The sequence below is a fragment of the Chitinophaga sp. 10T418 genome, assembly GCF_056394125.1.
Genome location: NZ_JBFTHG010000006.1, coordinates 40,555 through 57,080, shown reverse-complemented (window position 1 = coordinate 57,080; position 16,526 = coordinate 40,555). Strand labels below are relative to the sequence as shown.

Annotated in this window: 16 protein-coding genes; 3 read left to right on the top strand and 13 right to left on the bottom strand. The window is 46.8% G+C overall.

Annotation, left to right across the window (positions count from 1 at the left end; translation table 11 throughout):
• Window positions 1-35: 35 nt before the first annotated feature.
• The 11 genes from AC1DCV_RS18370 to lepA form a co-directional block, all read right to left on the bottom strand.
• Complete coding sequence (locus AC1DCV_RS18370; RefSeq protein ID WP_477024520.1) at window positions 36-2,507, bottom strand: AsmA family protein; 2,472 nt, start codon at window positions 2,505-2,507, stop codon at window positions 36-38.
• A gap of 44 nt (window positions 2,508-2,551) precedes the next feature.
• Window positions 2,552-3,256, bottom strand: coding sequence for a hypothetical protein (locus AC1DCV_RS18365; protein WP_477024519.1), 705 nt, complete (start codon window positions 3,254-3,256; stop codon window positions 2,552-2,554).
• A 9-nt stretch (window positions 3,257-3,265) separates the two neighbouring features.
• Window positions 3,266-4,045, bottom strand: coding sequence for an urease accessory protein UreD (locus AC1DCV_RS18360; RefSeq protein WP_477024518.1), 780 nt, complete (start codon window positions 4,043-4,045; stop codon window positions 3,266-3,268).
• Window positions 4,042-4,677 carry an urease accessory protein UreG gene (gene ureG, locus AC1DCV_RS18355; RefSeq protein WP_477024517.1) on the bottom strand — a complete coding sequence of 212 codons (636 nt, stop codon included), beginning with the start codon at window positions 4,675-4,677 and terminating at the stop codon, window positions 4,042-4,044. Before ureG ends, AC1DCV_RS18360 begins: the two co-directional genes overlap by 4 nt.
• Before the next feature lie 46 nt (window positions 4,678-4,723).
• On the bottom strand, window positions 4,724-5,404 hold the full coding sequence (locus AC1DCV_RS18350) for an urease accessory protein UreF (protein ID WP_477024516.1): 681 nt from the start codon (window positions 5,402-5,404) through the stop codon (window positions 4,724-4,726).
• A 38-nt stretch (window positions 5,405-5,442) separates the two neighbouring features.
• Complete coding sequence (gene ureE, locus AC1DCV_RS18345) at window positions 5,443-5,946, bottom strand: urease accessory protein UreE (protein ID WP_477024515.1); 504 nt, start codon at window positions 5,944-5,946, stop codon at window positions 5,443-5,445.
• Between the two features lie 12 nt (window positions 5,947-5,958).
• Window positions 5,959-7,680: an urease subunit alpha gene (gene ureC / locus AC1DCV_RS18340; protein ID WP_477024514.1), complete on the bottom strand. Its 1,722-nt coding sequence runs from the start codon at window positions 7,678-7,680 to the stop codon at window positions 5,959-5,961.
• Entirely contained in the window at window positions 7,677-8,051 is a 375-nt protein-coding gene (gene ureB, locus AC1DCV_RS18335; RefSeq protein WP_477024513.1) for an urease subunit beta, read from the bottom strand. Before ureB ends, ureC begins: the two co-directional genes overlap by 4 nt.
• 18 nt (window positions 8,052-8,069) lie before the next feature.
• Complete coding sequence (gene ureA, locus AC1DCV_RS18330; protein WP_133809771.1) at window positions 8,070-8,372, bottom strand: urease subunit gamma; 303 nt, start codon at window positions 8,370-8,372, stop codon at window positions 8,070-8,072.
• A gap of 225 nt (window positions 8,373-8,597) precedes the next feature.
• A complete protein-coding gene (locus AC1DCV_RS18325; protein WP_477024512.1) occupies window positions 8,598-9,152 on the bottom strand; it encodes a thioredoxin family protein in 555 nt (184 codons plus the stop codon).
• Between the two features lie 105 nt (window positions 9,153-9,257).
• Window positions 9,258-11,051, bottom strand: a complete 1,794-nt coding sequence (lepA, locus tag AC1DCV_RS18320; protein ID WP_477024511.1) for a translation elongation factor 4 — start codon at window positions 11,049-11,051, stop codon at window positions 9,258-9,260.
• 250 nt (window positions 11,052-11,301) lie between these two features.
• Here lepA and AC1DCV_RS18315 point away from each other — a divergent pair, with 250 nt between their 5' ends.
• The 3 genes from AC1DCV_RS18315 to AC1DCV_RS18305 all read left to right on the top strand — a co-directional run bounded on the left by AC1DCV_RS18315 (window position 11,302) and on the right by AC1DCV_RS18305 (window position 13,597).
• Window positions 11,302-11,559, top strand: a complete 258-nt coding sequence (locus AC1DCV_RS18315) for an acyl-CoA-binding protein (protein WP_477024510.1) — start codon at window positions 11,302-11,304, stop codon at window positions 11,557-11,559.
• Between the two features lie 143 nt (window positions 11,560-11,702).
• On the top strand, window positions 11,703-12,941 hold the full coding sequence (gene rocD, locus AC1DCV_RS18310; protein ID WP_477024509.1) for an ornithine--oxo-acid transaminase: 1,239 nt from the start codon (window positions 11,703-11,705) through the stop codon (window positions 12,939-12,941).
• An 11-nt stretch (window positions 12,942-12,952) separates the two neighbouring features.
• Window positions 12,953-13,597, top strand: a complete 645-nt coding sequence (locus tag AC1DCV_RS18305; protein WP_477024508.1) for a VIT1/CCC1 transporter family protein — start codon at window positions 12,953-12,955, stop codon at window positions 13,595-13,597.
• 108 nt (window positions 13,598-13,705) lie between these two features.
• Here AC1DCV_RS18305 and AC1DCV_RS18300 read toward each other — a convergent pair whose 3' ends face one another.
• Together AC1DCV_RS18300 and AC1DCV_RS18295 are read right to left on the bottom strand one after the other, a co-directional pair.
• Entirely contained in the window at window positions 13,706-14,104 is a 399-nt protein-coding gene (locus tag AC1DCV_RS18300) for a hypothetical protein (RefSeq protein WP_477024507.1), read from the bottom strand.
• Between the two features lie 126 nt (window positions 14,105-14,230).
• Window positions 14,231-16,393 (bottom strand): S9 family peptidase, encoded by a 2,163-nt coding sequence (locus AC1DCV_RS18295; RefSeq protein WP_477024506.1) that lies wholly within the window; start codon window positions 16,391-16,393, stop codon window positions 14,231-14,233.
• Between the last annotated feature and the right edge of the window lie 133 nt (window positions 16,394-16,526).

Genomic DNA, 16,526 nt, shown 5'->3' with positions numbered 1-16,526 from the left:
CTTCGCTGCATTTTCTAAAAGCTAAAAGCTAACTGCTAAAAGCTCGTATCGATATCCGCTGCATCGCCGCTCACGTCCTTGTCTTTATCTCCTTTCCCAAGTTTGATCTTTACCTTCCCATCCTTTTCCGATACTGCACGCAGATGAATGACAATTCCTTTTTTACTGCGCCTGCGTTTTTCTTCTTTATCAGTAATAGCAGAATCTTTAGCCGGGTTACGTAAGGGAATATCCAGATTAATATTAGTCGGCGCATCTATACCATATACGCCTTGTACATCTATATTAATGGCACTGGAGGCGATCCGCATGGGCGGAATAATGATTTTATTTCCCTGCACCTGGAAAGTATTATTCAGGTTTTCAAATGTAATGCTGTCGAGATGCCTTTTGCGGAAAGCAAAGTTGCCGATATCGGCCAATGGGCCAAAGTTGACGAGTGCACCATTCTTCAGGCTAAAGTTAATGGTGCCATACAGAGAGTTCTTTCCCAACGAGCCATTATCCAGTACATTCCCTTTCAGGTTTACTTTTGCTGATACATTCCCTTTCAGATTACTGGAGGTAAGAGAAGTAAGCCCGAAGTTATTAAACGCATAAAACAGTTGCCCGATATGCACATTGTTTACAGTAGCATTCATGTTGAAGTTATTGTTAACTCCCTGCTGCGCCATCGTTCCGGTCAGCTGCATATTTCCTCCTGCATGGTCCAGGGCAATCTGTTTTAACAGGATACCCGAATTCGTTAGTTCGAGGGCGGCCTTTACATTTTGCGCCGTAAAGCGCTGATAAGTTACCTTGTCCAGTTGAACATTCATGGTTACATCGCTGGAGGCCAATACTACGTCCAGTTGTCGCGATACGCGCCCCATTTTGGCCTTCTGCTGGCTCTTGGAAGGCTTGGCCTTCTGTCGTGGTGCAAGGAAGCTTTTGAACTCGTTGAGGTCCACCAACTGACTGCGTATATTCCAGGTCAACGCTATTTTCTCCGGCGTAGTAAAATAGAGGTTCAAAAGGTTCTTTACCACACCATCCATTTGCAGATTACTCTTATCCGTTTGTACGTGTATGTTTTCCAGCAACAGATCCTGCCCGGTGAAACGCAGGGTGGCGTTGGCATCATGAAAGGATAAATTACGGGGCGTATAAGTGAACGCTCCTTGTTTCACCGTTACCACACCCTGCAGCGAGGAAGGGGTGTTATCATCCGCCAGCACCGGCCCGGTATAATACAGGTCAGCGTTGGCTTCCCCTGCCTTAAATACAATCGGTGCATCTGTTGAAGCCTCATTCAGATTAGCTAATGGGAATTCCGAACGGAAATGTCCGTGTAACAATGGCTGTTTCAAATTCACCACCCGGATGGTGTCTGCTTTAAGGGGAATACCAGATAGCGAGGCACTCAGCTGGAAAATATTAACAGCAGAATTTTCATCGGTATGTCCCTGTCCGGGTAATACTTCATTATTAAATCTTCCGGTGAAATTACAATTGCTCCACTCTCCCATGCTGCTCACCAATACGTTGTTGGTCGTTTTCCAGGTAATCACCACTTTGGGCGTGTCCCGGAATTTCATATGCCCGTCCAGGTTAGCCTCTGCATCCAGTGGTTTTGTCAGGGTAATGCTACTCAGTTTTGTATTGATATTGGGAGGCAGCCAGCTGGCGGCATCTTTCAAAAGCACCTGGTTAGCATTGATCTTTAACTGAAAGGGCGGCGGCTTCTCTCCAAAACCAAACTGCCCTGCAATCAGTAACGGATGGTCATCTATCCGGATCTCCTGTTGCGGTATGGTGAGTATTTTTGTGCGCTTATTGAAGATGACCGAAAGATTCAATTGCATTTTTTTATCCTTCAGATAGCTTCCTTTGTTGGTATTGAAGGCGAAGCTTTTCGACATAATATCCGATAGCATGGTGAACTGTATACTACTGTCTGTCGCCTTCATCTTCCCGTCCAGCTGGCGAATGTCCAGGTCGAATAACTTAAACTTCTGCTGGTTGTCTATCACGAAGTTGATATTCCTGAGTGTCAGCTGCTCCACATTGGCATCTTTGGAACTGTTGCTTTTCTTTTTCTCTGAAGATGGCCGTTGCAAGACGTAAGTATTGGAATACCCGGCCGTATCGGTATACAGGTAAATTTTACCGTCCTGCAGGGTTACTTCATTCACATCTACGTGCTTGCGTAACAGTGATAACGTATTCACCCGTACGAAGATATAATTTACATCCAGCAAGGCATGGTGATGTTGTTGCCAGAGGCTATCCTGCAGCACTACTTTTTTCAGGCCGATAGATACGTTGGGAAAGCTCTTCCACAGAGAGGGCTCCATGTCCTCAATGGTGATACTGCCATTCAGGCGGTCGTTCAGTTGCCCGGTAATCTGTTTGAGGAAAGTGGCTTTATTGGCACGTATGTACCAGGTCATACCCAGGAATAACAACAACAGTAGGGCTATCAATACACCGCCGGTAATAAGGATGATCCTGAGCCATTTTCGCATGTGGTAAAGGTTTATTTGCTATAACAGATGATCTGTTAAACAGTTCACCAACCCATAAAAACCATGCCTGCTCCGCAAACGGTAACTGCGGCCCCGCTGATCGCCGCCATATACCGCTCTGTGGCTACCGGTTTCATCAAAGAAAAACCATAGTAACCTAATAAAACCATGACGATCATGGTAAGAATGGTGAACGTTGTAAACGTAGCTATCAACATAATAATGCCAGGTACTGATTGTTGCGCAGCCGGATAAAACAACAAGGGTAATAATGGCTCTGATGGCCCCATAACAAATATAACAAACAAGATCCACGGGGTAACCCGGATCCTTTTCTGTGGCGCCACATACGCCTCATTATGACGATGTTGATACACATACATGTCGCCATCGTCGTACACATCAAAATGTTTATGCGGCCGGTTCGCAACAGCCTTATAGATTCCCCATATGAGGTAAAAAAGCCCCAATATCAGCAACGCCCATCCCGCAATGCCACCCCGCACTTCTGTTATCGCGGTGAAGCGCGACAACTGCCAGCCTAATACTACACCAATCATCCCTATAACCAGGGAACTCATGACATGTCCCAGCCCGCAGAGGGCCGTCCAGCCAATGGTTTTAGCGATGGACCATTTCCGGGTACGGGAAAAAACGATGAAGGGCACATAATGATCCGGCCCCGATGCGGTATGCAGACAACTGATGGTAACTGCGGTTAATAATAAACTGTTATCGATAAATGTCATGCGATTTTTTTATGCAGATAAAAGCCTGGCCAGCTGCTGCTGGCATTCATACAGTTGTTCCCCGCTGTGACCGAGGAGTCTTACCATTACGCCGCTACCCTGTGTGCGTGTTACTCCTGCCAGCATCCGGGGCTGTTCTTCCAGGTAACGGTGAAGGCTGTCCGCGGTTTCATTCATGGCGGCATTTTCATGGGTATCAAAAAACAGGAAGGTAGCCTGGTGGGTATATCCTTCCATCCAGCCCATAGCGGTAAAGTCAGTAAGACCAGGCTGCATCAGCAGATTATCCCGCAATAGCAGCCGCTCACCGGCATATACCTGGGTAATGCTGTGTAGTTTGGTAAACATAAATACCTCGCCGTTCAGTTTACGGCCACAGGTAATAATCTCGCCCCATATCAACCGGCAATTGCCTGCCAGGTGAATATTCGTGTAGCCGGTATAGGTAGCCCTTTCATGGGGCACCAGCGGATGTGGCAAAAAGGTAAAGGTACTACCGGTTTGCAGCCGTACCGTCGTCTCCTGTCTGGCGCCGGTTTCCATATTAAACAGCCGCTGATAGGCCTGGGTTTGCAGGTGCAGGGCGGTTCCAGCCGCCACGGTAATATCGAGCCGGTAATGATCTTTGTCCAGCATGCCGGGGGAAGAACTCATCATCATGAGGCGCAATACCGGGTCGCTGCGCTCTTCCCGTATGTTGGCAATTTTAAAAGGCCGCGTACAATAGCATTCTTTCAGGTAAGTACCTGCCTCTCTTTTACCCGTCAATATCTTCAGTTCACTTATCATGTCAGGAGGTTCGGTGCAGCTACGTCTTCGAGTAAAGCAAATCGTTTAATCCAGTTGATCACGTCTTCCAGTCCTTTGCCACTCATCAGGTCTGTGAACACGAAAGGTTGTCCCTGCCTCATTTTGCGGGCATCGCGTTCCATAACGCCGAGGTCCGCATGCACATAAGGCGCCAGGTCAATTTTATTGATGACGAGCAAATTAGAGCGGGTAATACCCGGCCCTCCTTTGCGGGGGATTTTATCTCCCTCTGCCACATCAATCACAAAGATGGTGACATCTGCCAGGTCAGGGCTAAAAGTGGCGGAGAGGTTATCGCCACCGCTTTCTATAAAAATGATTTCAATGTCTGGAAAGCGGCGCACCATTTCTTCCACGGCTTCCAGGTTCATGCTGGCATCTTCCCGGATGGCCGTATGCGGGCAGCCACCAGTTTCTACACCGATGATCTTTTCCGGTGGCAACAGACTGTTCTGCGTCAGAAATTCGGCGTCTTCTTTTGTATAAATATCGTTGGTGATCACCGCCACATGATAATCTTGGGCCATCTGCCTGGTGAGTCGTTCTATGAGCGCTGTTTTGCCGGAACCTACCGGGCCAGCCACTCCTATCTTGATGTATTCTCTGGTCATTGATGTAGAATTAAAAATTACGACATATACAAACACTTCTTACCTGCTACGACATATACAAACGGCTATACAACCGTTCGTGCTGCATGCTGCGGATATCGAATCCGGCGTTGCAAAGGCCCAGCAAGGTTTTGTCGGGCTGCATGGTAGCAGTGGTCAGCTCCTGCAACAACGGTTGCAAATCAAAGATGATATCCTGTCCATCCATTTGCCCTAACGGCACCAGCTTAACGCAATTCGTTACCATGGCTGCTGCTGCATTGTAATAAAAAGCATACAAGGCAGCGGAAAGCGGGATGCCTAACAGGCAGGCATAAACGCCAAATACGAGGCAGTAATGCGTACCGGTTCCTGCTGTTGCCTCATATTGCGTCATCAACGGATCTGTATACCTGCGGCTGAAAATGCGGGTGAGCCGGGCACCCAGCTTGTGGCTGGCTTCCCGGAGCTCCCGTGGCGCCTTCACCGCAGAGCACAGCTCCTGAAGCTCCAGCAATGCAGCGATGTTTTGTGCCGCCGCCGCCGTGTAAGCAAGACTCATAAAAGCAGCATCGTTATACTGCAAATTGTTCTGCAGCATATTGCGGACAAAAGCTGCTGCAGTCGTACGGTTGTTGACCAAACCCTGTTGCACAAATGTTTCCAGGCCGGCGGAATGCGTATAGCTGCCAATAGGTAGCGTACTGTCTGCCAGGTGCAATAAGCTGCCGAGATAATGCTGTTCCATATATTTCAATTGCACGTTTTGCTGCTGATGAGGAATAGTTATTTCGATGCCAGTTCCAGGATCTTTTCAAAAAACGAAGGGCCGCCGTTACCATGGGCATGTGGCTGCACATTGGTACGCAGTATATGCAACAGCTGCCGCTTTTCCTTTACCACCGGGTATCCTGCGGTATGTAGCCAGCGAAATAAAGGCTCGTCTGCCGGAATCAGCAACTGCTCTCCTTCCAGGAAAAGCGGTAAATGCTTATTCCCGATTTCGTAACAAACCCTGGCCATTTCTGCCATGTTACGCGGACTGATTACGATGGCATCGCAGGGAAGAATATTCACTACAATCATCAGGTCATCGTCCTGGTAAAGAATATCGTGCTGCTGCAGCTGCTGCCCTTCCTTTGTAAATTTCAGCGCTACTTCACGGCCGCCGGCAGTGTGTTTGCGCTGAATACGCCGGGTGGTTTCAAACCACTCCAGCGGCAGCAGATCTGTTTCTTTACTGCTACGTGTATGCGTAGCCGTGTTTCCTATGATTTCTCTTACCAACATATCGTCCGCTTCTTAAAATAAAAAATAACGCTGTGCCATAGCCAGTTCTTTCAGTGGCTCACAGGTGATCTTTTCGCCGTCTACCCGTACTTCGTAAGTTTCAGGATTCACGGTGATATCCGGTGTTTTGTCGTTATGGATCAGGTCTTTCTTGGAAATGTTGCGGCAGTTGCGTACCGGCAACAGTTGTTTCTGCAAACCATATTCTTCCTTGATACCCTTCTCTAGCGACAACGCAGATACGAAAAGCACGCAGGTATTCAGCAGGGCTTTTCCGTGGGCGCCAAACATATGGCGGTATACTACCGGTTGCGGCGTAGGAATGGAAGCATTGGGATCCCCCATCCTGCTGGCATTGATCATCCCCCCTTTAATGATCATCTCTGGTTTTACGCCAAAGAAAGCGGGCTTCCATAACACCAGGTCGGCCATCTTACCGGGTTCCAGGGAACCTACGTGTGCTGAAATGCCATGGGCAATAGCCGGGTTGATGGTGTATTTGGCGATATATCTTTTCACCCGGAAATTATCGTTGTCGTGATTTTTATCTTCTTCAAGGAAGCTGCGTTGCTTCTTCATTTTGTCGGCCGTTTGCCAGGTACGTATCACTACTTCGCCTATACGTCCCATGGCCTGTGAGTCGGAGCTCATGATGCTGAATACGCCCATATCGTGCAGGATATCCTCTGCAGCAATGGTTTCCGGACGAATACGGGAATCGGCAAAGGCCACATCTTCCGGTACTTTCTTATCCAGGTGATGACATACCATCAGCATATCCAGGTGTTCATCAATCGTGTTCACCGTATAAGGACGGGTAGGATTGGTAGACGCGGGCAATACGTTGGGGAAAGATGCGGCGCGGATAATATCCGGTGCATGGCCGCCCCCGGCGCCTTCCGTGTGGAAGGTATGAATCACCCGGCCATTGATGGCGTTGAGCGTATCTTCCAGGAATCCTGCTTCATTGAGGGTATCGGTATGTATGGCTATCTGCACATCCAGTTCATCGGCCACTTTGAGGGCAGCGTCAATTACGGCTGGAGTGGAGCCCCAGTCTTCATGTATTTTCAATCCCAAGGCACCGGCAGCAATTTGTTCTACCATCGGTGCTGTGGTGGCGCAATTGCCTTTACCAAAAAATCCCAGGTTCACGGGGTAGGCTTCTGCTGCCTGCAGCATGCGCTGGATATTCCATTTGCCGGGGGTTACGGTGGTTGCGCTGGTGCCGTCTGCCGGTCCAGTACCACCGCCTATAAGGGTGGTTACACCGCTGAAAAGGGCATGATCTATCTGCTGTGGACAGATAAAGTGAATATGTGTATCAATACCACCAGCGGTAGCAATCAGGTTGGCGCCGTTGTGAATTTCTGTAGACGCGCCAATGATTAGCTCTGGGTGGACTCCATCCATAGTGTCCGGGTTGCCTGCCTGTCCAATGGCGACTATTTTACCGTCTTTAATACCGATGTCGCCCTTTACAATGCCCCAGTGATCAATGACGATCACGTTGGTGATGACAAAATCGAGTACACCTTCGCTACGCAGTGCAGTGGCGGATTGCGCCATGCCATCTCTTACACTTTTCCCTCCACCAAATTTGCTCTCATCCCCGTATACGTTGTAGTCTTTTTCTATTTCAATGATCAGGTCTGTATCTGCCAGCCGCACGCGATCGCCGGTGGTAGGACCATACATGTTTACATATTTTGTTTTGCTGATATGCAGACTCATAATTGTTCGGATTTAAAGTTCAGCAATGCGGCCTTTGCAATGGCAGCGGCCTTTACGGCCGGATCAGTGGTATCGCCATTGACGAGGTTGTTTATACCTATCACCCGTTTATGGCCACCCAGTTCCACCAGCTCTACTTCTTTGGCTTCTCCGGGCTCAAACCTCACTGCGTTGCCGGAAGGAATGTTCAGGCGCATACCAAATGCTGCTTCACGGGGAAATGACATCATGCGGTTGACTTCAAAAAAATGGCAGTGGGAGCCGATCTGTACGGGCCTGTCGCCGGTATTGACTACGCTTACCTTTACCGTTTTCCGGCCAGCGTTAGCGATGATATCTTCTTTCTTTAAAAAATATTCTCCTGGGATCATTGCGGGAAAATTTAATGGTTAGCGGATAGGATCATGTACAGTGACCAGTTTGGTACCATCCGGAAAAGTGGCTTCGATCTGTACTTCGTGGATCATTTCCGGAATGCCTTCCATCACGTCTTCACGGGTAAGAATAGTAGCGCCGTAGTGCATCAGCTCTGCTACAGTTTTCCCATCGCGGGCAGCCTCCATGAGGTGACTGCTGATCAGTGCAATTGCTTCCGGATAGTTGAGGCGCAGTCCTCTTGCCTTTCTTTTTTCGGCCAGCTCACCAGCCAGGTGCAGTAATAGTTTCTCGGTTTCCCGTGCAGTCAGGTGCATATGAATAGATTGTTGTAAAAAATGGTTGACCGGAGATTGGTTGGTGTATGAAAGGAATGGTAAAGTACGAATTTTCCGGATTACCCGAAAATTACTGTGCAGGGATGCTGACGTGGAAGATTTATAATGGCAAGAGGGTCATGGGGAGTAGGTTTCCGGCAGCAGACAGGTAATAATAGTAACACATCCTGCTATAGTATTACCTGCCTGCTGTGGAAAATATATTTAATGTGCAGCTTGCGGCGCTATCTTAGCGAACCGGGTACGTACCGCTTCCAGTTCTCCACGTTTCATTTTAGATGTTTTTTCCAGCAGGCCTACAAAGTAGTCGACTTCTTCTTTCTGCGCAGGACAACCTACATTCTGCAGTTTACCGGTGGCATCTTTCATCCGGCTATCCGCGATCAGTGTACCATCGGCATTTAATATCAGCCAAAAAGGAATGCCTTCCTGATCGCCGTGATATTTAGCCAGCAACTCCGCACCACCGGGGTTTTCCTGTGCTTTGTTGGCGCCATTTTCCAATACCGTAATGTGGCGGATTTCATAATTGTCCACGAATGCCTTTTTAATGCTGGCATCATTCATAGCTGTATCCATTTTATGGCACCAGCCACACCAGGACGCATGAAACAGCACAAATACTTTCTTGTGGCTTTTGGTGGCCTGTGTGCAGGCTTCTTTTACAATCTCGTCTGCAGCAGGAGGCGTTTGCTGTGCCTTTGCGGAGAAAGATAACACAGTACATACAACTGTTAATGTAAGAACTAAAGAACGCATGGGTGATTGGTTTTGATCAAAAATATGTCTTAAAAAACATTAGCGAAGACAAAAGCAAATATATATGCTTTCATCTTCGCTAATAAAATATAATTAAGAACGGTATTAATCATCCAGTTTCAACACCGCCAGGAATGCTTCCTGTGGTATTTCTACGTTACCGATCTGGCGCATACGTTTTTTACCTTCTTTCTGTTTCTCAAGTAATTTACGTTTACGGGAGATATCACCACCATAACATTTCGCGGTCACATCTTTACGCATGGCGCTGATGTTTTCACGGGCTACGATTTTAGCACCGATAGCCGCCTGAATAGCAATGAGGAATTGCTGACGTGGCAACAGTTCTTTCAGTTTCTCGGTGAGCTTACGGCCAAATTCCTGTGCACGGCTTCTATGGATCAGGGCACTCAGCGCATCCACCTTTTCATTATTAAGGAGGATATCCATTTTCACGATATCACTGTCACGGAAACCGATCGGTGAATAATCGAAGGAAGCGTAACCACGGGTCTGGCTTTTCAGCTTATCGTAAAAGTCGAATACGATTTCTGTCAGCGGTATTTCAAATATCAGCTCTACGCGGGTGGTGGTGAGGTAGCTCTGGTTAAGGAGGTTACCACGTTTACCCAGGCAAAGGGTCATGATGTTCCCGATATATTCGGGCTTGGTAATGATCTGTGCACGGATGAAAGGCTCCTCAATCCTGTCCAGTTTGGTAGGATCGGGCATTTCACTCGGGTTATTTACAATCAGTATCCCATCCCGGGTAGTATGTGCAATGAAGCTTACGTTGGGAACGGTGGTAATTACGGTTTGATTAAACTCTCTTTCCAGTCGTTCCTGGATAATTTCCATGTGCAGCATGCCCAGGAATCCGCAACGGAAGCCGAAGCCCAGTGCCTGTGAGGTTTCCAGCTCATAGGTCAGGGAGGCGTCATTCAGCTGCAGCTTATCCATACACTCGCGCAGTTCCTCGAAATCTTCGGTGTTTACCGGGTAAATACCGGCAAATACCATTGGTTTTACTTCCTGGAAACCGTTGATCCCGGCTTCACAAGGGTTATTGGACAGGGTGATGGTATCACCCACTTTCACTTCTTTGGCACTTTTGATACCGGTTATAATATATCCCACATCGCCGGTAAAGACTTCCTTCCTCGGTGCCAGTCCCAGTTTCAGGATACCTACTTCATCAGCAAAGTATTCTTCTCCACTGTTGAAGAAGCGGATTTTGTCGCCTTTCTTAATGGTACCGTTGAAAACGCGGAAATAAGCGATAATACCGCGGAAAGAGTTGAATACGCTGTCGAAGATAAGTGCCTGCAGCGGTGCATCGTTGCTGCCTTTCGGAGCAGGAATGCGTGTTACAATGGCTTCGAGAATATCTTCGATACCAATACCTGTTTTGCCGGAGGCCAGCAGGATATCTTCTCCTTTTACGCCGATCAGTTCAATAATCTGGTCTTTTACTTCTTCGATCATGGCGCCCTGCATATCAATTTTATTGATAACGGGGATAATTTCCAGGTCGTTTTCCAGTGCCAGGTAGAGATTAGAGATCGTTTGCGCCTGAATACCCTGTGCGGCATCTACCAGCAACAGTGCGCCTTCACAGGCGGCCAGTGCACGGGATACCTCATAGGAGAAATCTACGTGACCCGGGGTGTCGATCAGGTTAAAAATATATTGTTCACCGTTTTTAGCGGTGTAGTCCATCTGAATCGCGTGACTCTTAATGGTGATACCTTTTTCACGTTCAAGATCCATGTCATCCAGCACCTGCGCCTGCATATCACGGTCGGAAATAGTATGTGTAAACTCCAGTAAACGGTCTGCCAGGGTACTCTTACCATGGTCAATATGGGCAATGATACAAAAATTGCGAATATTCTTCATATGATATTTTGCTGTTCCGTAGGCCTATTGCAAAGTACTACATTAAACCTTATTCAGCCGGCAAAGGTATTGAAATTAGTTCATTAGTTAATGCGTTTAGTGATTATGTTTTGTTGTTTGGTTTTTAAAGAGATAGGAATGATCCCGATGGCTTTTTTTGATATATTAACTTTTAATGCTCAACTTTATAGACATAAGGGAAAAATGAGGGCTCAAACCCGTATTGTTAAATCTTAAAATTCACCGGAACATGGAACTTACCAATCAATTCGAACAGGCAGTAGCGGACAGTAAAACGCTGACGGAAAAACCCTCCAATGAAATTTTGTTGCAGTTATATGGTTTGTACAAACAAAGTACTTCCGGCGATGCCGATTCAGAGGGACCTTCCAATCCATTTGATTTTGTGGCAAAAGCAAAACATAGTGCATGGGAAGAGTTAAAGGGCAAAACAAAAGAAGCCGCCATGCAGGAATATGTGGACCTTGTAAAAAAACTTAAAGGATAGAAATAGCTTTTAGCCATTAGCTTTTAGCTTTTAGAAAATGCAGCAAAGATTAATTTATGTTCATCATTCGCTGCATTTTCTAAAAGCTAAAAGCTAATGGCTAAGAGCTTCTTTTCACCTTTTTCCCGTACTTTTGGGTTATTATGATTCCATCCTACACGATAAGCGAAAAGTCTCAACATTACCTGGCGCTGGAAGAACAGTATGGTGCCCACAACTATCATCCGTTACCGGTTGTACTGGATCGGGGTGAAGGTGTTTTTTTATGGGATGTGGACGGCAAACGTTACTATGATTTTTTATCAGGATATTCTGCAGTAAACCAGGGACATTGTCACCCGAAGATTATTGCCACACTTATAGAACAGGCCCAAAAACTCACGCTCACCTCCCGTGCATTTCACAATGACTTGCTGGGAGAATATGCGCAATACATCACCTCTTATTTCGGATATGATAAGGTATTGCCTATGAACACGGGCGTGGAAGCGGTGGAAACAGCGCTGAAGCTATGCCGCCACTGGGCATATATCGTAAAAGGTATTCCTGAAAACAAGGCGAAAATTATTGTTTGTAATAATAACTTCCACGGACGTACGCTGAATGTGATCTCTTTTAGTACTGATCCTTCTGCACGCAATAACTTTGGTCCTTTTATGCCAGGGTATGAAGTGATTCCTTACAACAGCTTAACTGCACTGGAACAGGCGTTACAGGATAAAAATGTAGCGGGCTTCCTGGTAGAACCTATTCAGGGTGAAGCGGGCGTCATGGTACCGGATGAAGGGTATCTGGCTAAAGCGCGGCAGTATTGCCAGGATGCCAACGTATTATTTATTGCAGATGAAATTCAGACAGGGCTGGCCCGTACCGGTAAGATGCTGGCCTGCGATCATGAAAATGTTCGTCCCGACATCTTAATTCTTGGCAAAGCCTTGTCTGGCGGTACGTTGCCGGTAAGCGCCGTGCTGGCGGACGATGAAATTATGCTGACCATAAAACCAGGCGAACATGGTTCCACTTATGGCGGTAACCCGTTGGCATGTAAGGTGGCCATCACCTCCCTGCAAATATTAAAAGACGAAAAAATGGCTGAAAATGCAGCCGCCATGGGTCAGTTACTACGTAACGGCCTGCAGGAACTGCATTCTTCCTATATTACTACTATACGCGGAAAAGGATTATTGAATGCGATCATTATTCAGCATAAAGATCCGGAAGCCGCGTGGGACCTGTGTTTAACGTTAAAAGAAAATGGCCTGCTGGCTAAGCCAACGCATGGAGATAAAATACGGTTTGCACCACCGTTGACCATTAACGCCGGTCAGATTTCGGATTGCGTGCAAATCATCAAAAGAAGTCTTGAACAGGCTTTCAGTTAGTTAATTGTAGTATGACGTCATCCCATAAAGCCATCCGGAGTTCCGGATGGAAAACAGACTTTTTAATCGGTTTTCCCGACGGGCTTTTCCTGTTGTTCTTTGCAACGCAGGTAATACAGGTATTCCCGATTGAAGTACAGCGTTTTTATACCCTGCATATCTGCATCTGGCTGATAGGTGGACTCCTCGTGATGTTCAGCGCCTTTCAGGCCAATAAAGGTGACGCAGAACACGACAGCGCACTGCTGTCTGATAAAGAAAGAACCAAGCTGCAACATCTCGACATCAATGCAAGAACAATTGCACATATTGAAGAAGAGATGGAAAAAGATGCCCACACCTGGGAGCAGATCCTGGAACAGGAAAAAGTAACCGAAACTACGTTCAGCCGTTCACGTGCTATACAACATGCTTTGCTTACCGGCTTCTTTTTTTTATTGGGAGGATCGATGTCACTGGGACCTTATCTTTCCAATGAAAATTTTCCGGCCGCCTCACAAACCAGTATCATGCTGGTTTTCCTGGGGTTAACGGTCTTCAGTTTTATCAAAGCAAKAATAACGGCGCAACGTCCGCTACCCGTTATTTTACGTTATTGGTTAATGGGAGCTGGTATATTGGCGGGGGTATGGATACTGCATAAAACAATCTTCTAAAAAGAGCGAAAAGCATAAAGGATAAAGCAAAAAGCTATTGAGGCGAATGATCAAGGCGAATATTATTCCGCTTTAGTCATTCGCCTCAATAGCTTTTTGCTTTATCCTTTATGCTTTTCGCTTTGTGCTTTCAGGCGATTTAGCAAAGAGTACACAAGCTAATGCTACCAAAGCAGCACCCATCGATACATACAATGCCACACCCGGATGAGGGCACTCTCCTATCTCACAACGCGAATACAGGATCATATTCCTGAAAGTCCACGCCACCAGGAACCCTACAATAAACAGGTTAATCCTCGACACCCACTTATTTTTGATAACAAATATAACAATCGCCAATACAGACAGGATGATGCTCAATTTACCAGGTTCTCCATAACTGGAGCCCGTACCATCCATGCCAGTGAAGGTCAGATGCCGGCTTTCTATAAAAGACCATGGCAAAAAAGCGCATACAATTACCAGCAATACTGCCAGTATACCAATAATACCCGTCCTGGACATACTTTTCTATTTAGGGATGCAAAGGTAAGTGAGAAATGGGAAGAATTACGAATTAGGAATTAYGGATTTGTGAGTAGACGTCTCGCTGTGTCTCCCCCCAAATCCGTAATTTCTAATTCGTAATTCCTATTTTCCTCCTGGCAGACAATGTGTCCGCAAATAATTTGTATATAAAGTAGACAGATGCTCGAAAGTACCTTGCCCCTCAGAGATGCTGTGGGTGCGGTTAGGATAAGCCATGAACTGGAACTGCTTATTATATTTGATCAGTTCATTCAGCAGCATTTCCGCATTCTGATAATGCACATTGTCGTCACCGGTACCATGAATATACAGCAGGTTGCCTTTCAGATTGCGCGCATAAGTAATGGGAGAACCCTTTACAAAATCTTCGCGGTTTTCTTCCGGCAGGCCCATATAGCGTTCCTGGTATATGTTATCATAGGTCAGCTGATTGCCTACTGCGGCAATAGCAATACCGGTTTTATAAATTTCAGGATACTGGAACATCAGGTTCAGCGTCATAGAGCCGCCACCGCTCCAGCCCCATACAGCCGTACGTTCCGGATCAATAAACGGATATTTCTGCATCAGCGCTTTTGCACCCATGGCCTGGTCACGGGCATTGATTAAACCAACTTTGCGGTACACACATTTACGCCAGGTGCGGCCTTTAGGCAAAGGTGTGCCGCGGTTATCGAGTGTAACGTAAAGGTATCCATCCGCCGCCATATCGCCATCATAGAGGAAGTTACGACCCGCTCCAATTGCGTCCAGCGAGGTAGCACCGGCAGGTTCTCCATATACATAAAATACAACCGGGTACTTTTTAGCCGGATCAAAATTAGCAGGCTTGCTCATCCAGCCGTCCATGGTAACGCCATCAACAGTGGTGACACGGAAAAACTCCGGTTTGTTAGGTGCAGCAGCCGATTTAGTAATGGCATTCAGCACAGCATTGCTGCTGCTCTTATGTGCAGGCAGTTGTAAGTTTTCACTTACAGGATAAGTATAGGCGTTACTAAAATCATGAATTGCCCAGGCGCCGTAAGGAGAAATCTTATACTCATGGCTGCCCGGCTCATTAGCAGGTGTAATGCGCTCTGCCTTGCCACCGCTTAACGCCACCTTATAAAGGTATTGCTGGGTAGGGTTTTCGGGAGAAGCTAAAAAATAGATCACGTTATTGGCTTCATCTATTTTAGCGATGCTGATCACATCATAGTTGCCTGGTGTCAGCAACGTAGCCTTGCCATCTTCTGTATTAATATTATACAGATGACGCCAGCCGTCCTGCTCACTTACCCAGATAAATGATTTGTTGCCACGGATAAAATCCCAACCGGCAATATTATCATCATCCCAGCGTGATTTCACGTCTATCCAGGCGCTGTCTGTTTCTTCATACAGCGATCGCACTTTACCGGTGACAGCATCACACAGCATCACTTTGCTATCGTTTTGCTTACGGTTCAGTTGCTGAATGATCAGGGTATTTTTACCTGGCACCCATTCCATGCGTGGAATATAGTGCTGCTGGTTATCGCCGGGTACCTGCATCCAGGTAGTTTTAGCAGTTTGGATGTCTGCCACACCTATACGGCAGGCAGAAGGACTTTCTCCGGCTTTAGGATACTCTACAGGAACAGTGAACGAATAGATAGAATCCGTGTTGTCGATCATGAGAAAATCGCGGATCTTGGTGGCGTCAATCTGCCAGTAGGCAATGCTTTTGCCATCAGGGCTCCAGCGGAAACCATCGCGGCATCCGAATTCTTCTTCATAAGCCCAGTCAAAAGTTCCGTTGATGAAACGGCGGGTACCATCGGTGGTGATGGGGGTTACTGTGCCGCTCTGCAGGTCTTCCACGAAGATGTTATGCCCGCTTACATAAGCAACTTTGCTCCCATCCGGAGAAAGCTTGGCGAACATCAGGGAGGAAGCGGGCTGGCTTTTGCCCAGCTGTTGCAGCTTTCCGGTGGCTACATCCAACACCCAGTAATCACCGCGGGTTTCGTAACGCCATACTTTTTTTGAATTGGTGTACAGCAGTAATTTTTTTTCATCTGCCGAAAAATAAAAATCCTTCAACGCAAGTCCCTTGTAAGTGGATGCGGGGATCTTAATGGTTGCTGGTTCACCGGTCAGTGGGTTAGATTCGATACCTGCGGGCGTAGCCTTGTAGTAAGACTGTCCGTCACGGCTCCATCTCATGCCTTTTCCGGGCTGCGCCTGCATAGGGAGACAGTACAGCGCAATTAAAACGAGAAGTAGTGTAAGTTTCTTCATTATGTAAGAATAATGTGCAATGGTAGCCAAATTATAAAAGAAAAAAAATGAACAATATGGGAATGGTAGTGTTGATGTGCCGGGCGGTTAACTTTTGAAGATATCATATATTTTATTTTTTTTCTGGGTTTGT